The organism is Bradyrhizobium sp. P5_C11_2, assembly GCF_054049755.1.
Genome location: NZ_JBFULT010000369.1, coordinates 1 through 7,597 on the forward strand (window position 1 = coordinate 1; position 7,597 = coordinate 7,597).

Annotated in this window: 7 protein-coding genes; 6 read left to right on the forward strand and 1 reads right to left on the reverse strand. The window is 63.7% G+C overall.

What is annotated here, in order from left to right; genetic code table 11:
• Nucleotides 1-71: 71 nt before the first annotated feature.
• Nucleotides 72-515, reverse strand: a complete 444-nt coding sequence (locus ACXJL8_RS27810; RefSeq protein WP_456620031.1) for a MarR family winged helix-turn-helix transcriptional regulator — start codon at nt 513-515, stop codon at nt 72-74.
• A gap of 179 nt (nt 516-694) precedes the next feature.
• On the opposite strand from ACXJL8_RS27810, the gene ACXJL8_RS27815 reads away from it, so the two are divergent.
• The 6 genes from ACXJL8_RS27815 to ACXJL8_RS27840 all read left to right on the forward strand — a co-directional run bounded on the left by ACXJL8_RS27815 (nt 695) and on the right by ACXJL8_RS27840 (nt 7,539).
• Nucleotides 695-1,879 (forward strand): substrate-binding domain-containing protein, encoded by a 1,185-nt coding sequence (locus ACXJL8_RS27815; protein ID WP_456685942.1) that lies wholly within the window; start codon nt 695-697, stop codon nt 1,877-1,879.
• Nucleotides 1,880-2,043: 164 nt separating this feature from the next.
• Nucleotides 2,044-3,558, forward strand: coding sequence for an amidase (locus ACXJL8_RS27820; RefSeq protein WP_456685943.1), 1,515 nt, complete (start codon nt 2,044-2,046; stop codon nt 3,556-3,558).
• A 36-nt stretch (nt 3,559-3,594) separates the two neighbouring features.
• A complete protein-coding gene (locus tag ACXJL8_RS27825; RefSeq protein ID WP_456620034.1) occupies nt 3,595-4,452 on the forward strand; it encodes a branched-chain amino acid ABC transporter permease in 858 nt (285 codons plus the stop codon).
• 2 nt (nt 4,453-4,454) lie between these two features.
• Nucleotides 4,455-5,675: a substrate-binding protein gene (locus tag ACXJL8_RS27830; protein ID WP_456620035.1), complete on the forward strand. Its 1,221-nt coding sequence runs from the start codon at nt 4,455-4,457 to the stop codon at nt 5,673-5,675.
• 45 nt (nt 5,676-5,720) lie between these two features.
• On the forward strand, nt 5,721-6,818 hold the full coding sequence (locus ACXJL8_RS27835) for a branched-chain amino acid ABC transporter permease (RefSeq protein ID WP_456620036.1): 1,098 nt from the start codon (nt 5,721-5,723) through the stop codon (nt 6,816-6,818).
• Nucleotides 6,805-7,539 (forward strand): ABC transporter ATP-binding protein, encoded by a 735-nt coding sequence (locus tag ACXJL8_RS27840; protein WP_456685944.1) that lies wholly within the window; start codon nt 6,805-6,807, stop codon nt 7,537-7,539. Before ACXJL8_RS27835 ends, ACXJL8_RS27840 begins: the two co-directional genes overlap by 14 nt.
• The last annotated feature ends 58 nt before the right edge of the window (nt 7,540-7,597 follow it).

A 7,597-nucleotide genomic window follows, 5' to 3' on the forward strand; every position in this document is an offset into this window, starting at 1 on the left:
TCGATAGATTCCGCGGTATGGGTCCCGGCCTTCGCCGGGACGACGTTGAGAGGGTTCAGCTAAGCCACCGCTCAATTCGAGCTGTCGATCAAGCTCTCCAGCAGCCGCTTCAATTCGCTCGTCGACTTGTCGCCGTAGCTTTCGAGGATGTGCTCCTCCTGGTCGACTGCGAGCGAGTTGAGCTTCTTGCACAGCACCTTGCCGCGGTCGGAGATGAACATCAAAACCTTGCGGCGGTCGTTGGGGTCCTGCACGCGATAGACCAGCGTGTCGGAGACCATGCGGTCGATCATCTTGGTCAGCGTCGGATGGTTGAGCAGCACGGCATCCGCAAGCTCGCCCATCGAATGGCCGTTGCCGTCCGACAGGACCTTGAGAATGCGCCACTGCTCGACGGGAACGCCTTCCTTGCTCAAGCGCAGTTCCAGCTGCCGGTTGATCTCCCGGTTGGCTTGCGCGAGCAAATAAGCGAGGTGGGCGGTGATCGGGGAGTTTTCTTTCGACGGTTTTGCCACGGCTAAGACTTCGTCTTGACCCAAATGAGTGAATGTCTTGCAATCGATGCTGCATCTATATGCACTTCAATTCTTGAATATWCAATATTTTCAAAATAGGATGATTGCCTAACAAAAGGGCGGATGCCGCGACCGCCTGCTGAATGTGCTTTCAAGTCTGGTGCCAGACAGGAGTTGGCGTGCGCGCGACGGTAAACTTCCCGGCTCACGGCGGTCCGGCGTTGCCGCCGTCCTTGCTGTTCAGGAATCTGTCGTCGTCGGCGGCCGACTTCGACCTGTCTCCGGTTGACGCGCATTTCATGAAGCRCCGCGGTGCGCGCAACAAGCTGCGCATCGGCAATTTCCTCACCTTCACCGGCTCGCCCGGAATCTGGGGCCCGACCTCCACCAACAGCGCGATGCTGGCGATTGCCGAGATCAACAAGCGCGGCGGCATTCTCGGGCGCGAGCTGGAGCTGTCGATCTACGATTCCGGCGGTCCGATCGACGAGGTGGTGCGGCGCGCCGAGCAGGCGATCGTCTTCGACGAGGTCGATCTGATCATGGGATCGCATATCARCGCGGTCCGCGTCGCGCTGCGCAAGGTCACCGGCAACCGCATCCCCTACATCTACACGCCGGTCTATGAAGGCGGTGAGCGCACGCCGGGCGTGATGGCGATCGGCGAGACGCCACGCTGGCAGAGCCGCCCCGCCATCCACTGGCTCGCGGACGTCAAGAAGGCGGCGCGCTGGTACCTGATCGGCAGCGACTATGTCTGGCCCTGGCAGTCGCATCGCGCGGTGAAGCGCTACATCAAGGAAGCCGGCGGCCAGGTCGTCGGCGAGGAGTTCGTCCCCGTCGGCGAGGACAATCACGAGCCGCATCTGGCGCGCATCCGCGCCGCCAAGCCGGACGTGGTGCTGATCTCGCTGATCGGCACCGACAGCATCACCTTCAACCGCGCCTTCGCGGAAGCCGGCCTCGCCACCTCGACGCTGCGGCTTGCGGGTGCGATGGACGAGACCGTGCTGCTCGGCATCGGGGCCGACAACACCGAGAATTTGTTCTGCGCGTCCGGCTATTTCAACTGCATGGCCTCGCGCGCCAATGACGAGTTCCTCACTGGCTATCAGGCCATGTTCGGTCCGCACGCGCCGCCGGTCGGCTCCGTGGGCCAGTCGAACTATGAGGGGCTGCGCTTTCTGGAGGCCGTGGCCAACCGGGCCGGGTCGCTCGCATTGAAACCGCTGTTGAAGGCGGCGCGCAACACGGTCTACACCGCCGGCCGCGGTCCGGTGACCATACGCGACGGCCGCGCCGAAATGCCGATGTATCTCGCCGAGGCCGACGGCCTCGACTTCAAGCTGATCAGGACGCTCTGAAACCGGCCGCGCACCGGGTCGCGGCGGAGGTCCGAAATAATAYTTGAAAAGGAAAATATTTCCGTTTGTAATACAAACGTGAAGCCGAATGGCCCGCGTCGTGCACGCGGGGCATCAGCGCTTCCGTCAAAAGCCAGGGATCAAGAAGCCTCAAGGAGAGCGCCGTGACAGTTGCCCTTCCCACGCCAGCCCAGTTGCGCAGCGTCGCCGAGCAGTGCGGCCTCGCGCTGACCGACGAAGACGTCGCCTCGTTCCGCGGCCTGATGCAGGGCTCGATCGAGGCCTACAATCTTGTCGGCGCGATGCCGGATGAAGTGCCGGAGGTGAAATATCCGCGCACCCCGGGCTATCGGCCGTCACCGGAGGAAAATCCGCGCAATGCCTGGTACCGCAAGTCGACCGTCAAGGGCGCGGCGAGCGGCAAGCTCAAGGGCAAGACCGTCGCGCTGAAGGACAACATCATGCTCGCCGGCGTTCCCATGATGAACGGCTCGGCGACGCTGGAAGGCTATGTCCCCGATTTTGACGCCACCATCGTCACGCGCATGCTCGATGCCGGCGCCGAGATCGCCGGCAAGGTGCATTGCGAATCCTTCTGCATGTCCGGCGGCAGCCACACCGGCGCGGTCGGCGCGGTGCATAATCCGCACAAGATGGGCTATTCGGCCGGCGGCTCGTCCTCCGGTTCCGGCGTCGTCGTAGCCCTCGGCGAGGTCGACATGGCGATCGGCGGCGACCAGGGTGGCTCGATCCGCATGCCGTCCTCGTTCTGCGGCACCTATGGCATGAAGCCGACCTGGGGCCTCGTGCCCTATACCGGCATCATGCCGATCGAGATTTTCGTCGATCACACCGGCCCGATGACGGCGACCGTTGCCGACAACGCGCTGCTGCTCGAAGTGCTGGCCGGCGACGATGGCTATGACCCGCGCATCAAGGCGCCGAAGGTCGAGGACTACACCAAGGCGCTCGGCCAGGGCGTGAAGGGCATGAAGATCGGCATTTTGAAGGAAGGCTTTGAGCAGCCGACCGCCGAAGCCGCCGTCAACGAAAGCGTGCGCGAGGCGGCCAAGCGCTTCAAGGATCTCGGCGCCACCGTCGAGACCGTCTCGATCCCGATGCATCTCGTCGGCCCTGCGATCTGGACGCCGATCGGCACCGAGGGCATGACCCAGACCATGATGTATGGCGACGGCTATGGCCTCAGCCGGTCCGACCTCTATTCCACCTCGCTGATGGATTTCCATCGCGGCTGGCGGCGCCAGGCGGACTCGCTGTCGGAGACGACAAAGCTGTTCCTGCTGCTCGGCACCTATATCAACAACAATTTCGGTCCGCGCTATTACGGCAAGGCGCTCAACATCTCCCGCCGCCTCACCGCGGCCTACGACAAGGCCTTCAGGGATTACGATCTGCTGCTGCTGCCGACCACGCCGATGAAGGCGACCAAGCTGCCGGAGCCGACCGCCAGCCGTGAGGACTACGTCGCCCGCGCGCTGGAGATGATCGGCAACACCGCGCCGTTCGACATCACCCATCATCCCGCGATGTCGCTGCCCTGCGGCATGGTCGACGGCCTCCCCGTCGGCCTGATGCTGGTCGGCCGCATGTTCGAGGAAGCGACGATTTATCGCGCCGCGCATGCCTTCGAGCAGATCGGCRACTGGAAGAAGATGTGAGCGAGGTGCTGATGCAGACGGACGGAACAGCACCAAATGGCTAACGCGTTCGTCGCGGCGTTCGAGATTCTGAGCTTCGGCGCGATCATCGTCCTGATCGTGCTGGGGCTCGGGATCATCGCCAGCATGATGGGCATCTTCAACTTCGCGCAGGGCGAGTTCGTGCTGCTCGGGGCCTACATCACCTATCTCGCCTACGCCAAGGGCCTGCCGATCTGGACCGGCATGGTCGCGGCGCCCTTCGTGGTCGGCGCGCTCGGCTTCGTGCTGGAGGCGCTGATCATCCGTCGCTTCTACGCCGCGCCGATCGTGGCGATGCTCGGCACCTACGCGCTCGGCCTGATCATCCGGGAATCCGTGCGCGGCCTGATCGGCGGCTTCTACCTCACCGTGCCCGAGCCGATCGGCGGCTCGATCGATATCGGCGCCATGCACATCTCGGCCTGGCGCTTCACCATCATCGTCATCACGCTGCTGGTGATGGCAGGCTGCTATCTCCTGCTCTCGCGCACCAGTTTTGGCTTACGCGTGCGTGCCACTTTGGAAAATCCATCGCTGGCCCGCGCCTCCGGCATCTCCACGCCGCTGATCTACGGCGCGACGTTTGCGTTCGGTGCGGCGCTCGCCGGCCTTGCCGGCGCGCTGATCGTGCCGGTGTTCAGCCTGTTCGCCGATCTCGGCCTGCGCTTCCTGATCCAGGGCTTTGTCGCGGTGATGGTCGGCGGCGTCGGCTCCTTCATCGGGCCGGTCGCGGGTGCCGGCGTCATCGGCACGCTCAGCGCCGCGCTGCCATGGGTGATGGCGCCGGTCGTCGCCGATGTCCTCGTCTTCGTCCTTGCCATTGTCTTCATCAAATTCCGGCCACAGGGCCTCATCGCTGGAAAAGGGGTTTAGTCATGTTTGCAGATCGCACCAATCTCACGCGCCGTCGCTTCCTCTCCAATTTCGCCTTTGCCACCGGCGCGGTCGCGACCGGCGTCGGCAGCTGGGTGATCCCGGCCGGCTGGGCCAATGCGGCTGAAGGCCCGATCAAGGTCGGCATCGCGACCGATCTCACCGGCCCGATCGCCTATGCCGGCACGGCGGACGCCAACGTCGCCAAGATGCTGATCAAGCAGATGAACGATGCCGGCGGCCTGCTCGGCCGTCCGCTCGAGCTCTACATCGAGGACACCGCGTCGAACGAATCCGTTGCCGTCGGCAACGTGCGAAAGCTGATCCAGCGCGACAAGGTCGACATGGTGCTGGGCGGCATCACCTCGTCGATGCGCAACGCGATCAAGGACCCGATCGTCGCCCGCGGCAAGACGCTCTACATCTATCCGCAGCTCTACGAAGGCAAGGAGTGCACGCCGTATCTGTTCTGCACCGGGCCGACGCCGGCGCAGCAATGCGACGAATTCATCCCCTGGCTGATCAAGAACGGCGGCAAGAAGTTCGCGTTGCCGAGCGCCAACTATGTCTGGCCGCACACGCTCAACGTCTATGCCCGCAAGGTGATCGAATCCAACGGCGGCGAGGTGGTGTTCGAGGAATATTATCCGCTCGACCAGGTCGACTTCTCGTCGACCGTCAACCGCATCATCTCCAACAAGGTCGACGTCGTCTTCAACACCGTCATTCCGCCGGGTGTAGGCCCGTTCTTCAAGCAGCTCTATGAAGCGGGCTTCCTCAAGAACGGCGGTCGTCTCGCCTGCGTCTACTATGACGAGAACACGCTCAACATCAACCAGGCCGCCGAGATCGAGGGGCTCGCAAGCTGCCTCGACTATTTCAAGGTGCTGACCAAGGAGGATGCGTTCAACGCAAAGATCCAGGCGGCCTACGAGAAGGATTTTCCGGGCAACTTCCTGTTCGCCGCCGGCAGCGCCGCCACCGGCACCTATCGTGGCCTCAAGCTGTGGGAGGCGGCCGTCAAGGAAGCGGGCAAGATCGACCGCGAGTCGGTTGCCGCCGCGCTCGACCATGCCAAGATCGCCGAAGGTCCGGGCGGACCGGCCGAGATGGTGCCGGGCAAGCGACACTGCAAGATGAAGATGTACACCGCGGTCGCCAAGGGCGGCAACTACGAGATCGTCGGACGCAGCAACGGCCTCGTCGATCCCAAGGAATGCTAAAGAGGAATGCTGACAAGGAATGCCAACAAGGAATGCTGAGGCGGAATGCCGAAGTCCATGAGTGTGGTAAGAGAGGCCATCGTCGCCGACGAAGCGGACGATGCGATGGCTGAACGCGCGGCAGCGGGACAGGTCAAGGCAGGACGAAAAGTCCTGCCGATCGTGGAGGGCGTGGTGTTCGCCGCGGCGCTGCTCGCGCCGCTGGTGCTGCAGGACTATCTCACCGTGTTCGCGACGCGCGTGATCATCCTCGCACTGTTCGCGCTGTCGTTCGATCTGGTCTGGGGCTATGCCGGCATCATGAGCTTTGGCCAGGCCCTGTTCTTCGGCTCGGCTGGCTATGGCGTGGCGCTGCTCGCGCGCGATCTCGACATCACCAACATCTTCCTGGTGCTGCCGGCGGGCACGATCATCGGCCTCACCTTTGCGCTGCTGCTTGGCGGTTTTCTTCTGCTTGGACGACATCCCTCCAGCGTGATCTTCGTCTCGCTGGGCACGCTGACCGGCTCCTACGCCGCCGACCGGCTGGCGCGCGGCTGGTATTATCTCGGCGGCCAGAACGGCATCCCCTCGATCGCGCCGATGACGCTCGGCGGCTACGAATTCTCGGAAGGGCCGGCCTTCTACTATCTCGTGCTCGGCATTCTCGTGGTCGTCTACCTGCTCTGCCGCTTCCTGGTGCGCTCGCAGTTCGGGCTGGCGCTTGCGGGCCTGCGCGAGAACGAGCAGCGCATCGCCTTCTTCGGCTACAAGACGCAGCATCTCAAGGCGATCATCTTCACCATCGGCGGCGCCGTCGCGGGCCTCGCCGGCAGCCTCTATGCCTTCCACGAGGGCTTCGTCTGGCCCAACATGGTCGGCGTCGTGGTCTCGACCCAGGTGGTGCTCTACGTGCTGTTCGGCGGCTCCGGCACGTTGATCGGCGCCGTGATCGGCGCCGTCATCGTCGAGGGCGTCAGCTTCTGGCTGTCGGACAATTACCGCGAGATCTGGCCGATCATCCTCGGCGTTCTGCTGCTGCTGGTGATCCTGTTCCGGCCGCTCGGCCTGATCAGCTTCGTGCTCGGCGAGCGCGAGCGGGTCGGAAGCTTTGGCGGCAAGCCCAAGGAGAGTAAAAAGGAGAAGCGCAATGCCGCTCCTTGAGGCCGCGGGCATCAGGAAGGTGTTTGGCAAGCTCACCGCGCTCGACGGTGCCGCGCTGACCGTCGGCGAGAACGAGTTTCACGGCCTGATCGGTCCGAACGGCTCGGGCAAGAGCACGCTGATGAAGTGCATCGCCGGCGCCGAGGTGCCCACCCAGGGCAAGGTCTCGTTCGTCAACGCCGACATCACCGCGTTCACGCCGACCGAACGCGCCCGCGCCGGCATGAGCCTGAAATTCCAGATCACCAGCGTGCTGCCGACGCTGACGCTCTACGACAACATCCTGCTCGCGCTGCAGGCGCAGTCCTCGCTGTTCGACCTCCTGTTCTCGCGCACCCGCAGCGTGTTGCACGACCAGGTCATGACCATGCTCACCCAGTTTCGCCTCGCCGATCGCGCCTTCGATGCGGCGGCGGCGCTGTCGCACGGCCAGCAGCAATGGCTGGAGATCGCGATGGCGCTCGCGGGCAAGCCGAAATTGTTGCTGCTCGATGAGCCGACCGGCGGCATGAGCCTGGAGGAGCGCCGCGTCACCGGCGAATTGCTGCAGCCGATCAAGCAGCATTGCTCGCTCGTCATCGTCGAGCACGACCTCGATTTCATCCGCGACATCTGTGATCGGTTGACCGTGCTCGACSAGGGCAAGGTGCTGGCATCCGGTACCGTGTCCGAGATCCAGGCCAACAAGGCCGTCCAGGAGATTTATCTGCGCCGTGCCTGAATTTTTGGACATCAAGCATCTCGACGCCGGCTATGGCCGCAGCCAGGTCCTGTTCGAC

Coding starts and splice junctions, on each gene's coding strand:
- ACXJL8_RS27825 (WP_456620034.1), top strand. CDS start 3,595: ATGGCTAACGCGTTCGTCGCGGCGTTCGAGATTCTGAGCTTCGGCGCG.
- ACXJL8_RS27830 (WP_456620035.1), top strand. CDS start 4,455: ATGTTTGCAGATCGCACCAATCTCACGCGCCGTCGCTTCCTCTCCAAT.
- ACXJL8_RS27835 (WP_456620036.1), top strand. CDS start 5,721: ATGCCGAAGTCCATGAGTGTGGTAAGAGAGGCCATCGTCGCCGACGAA.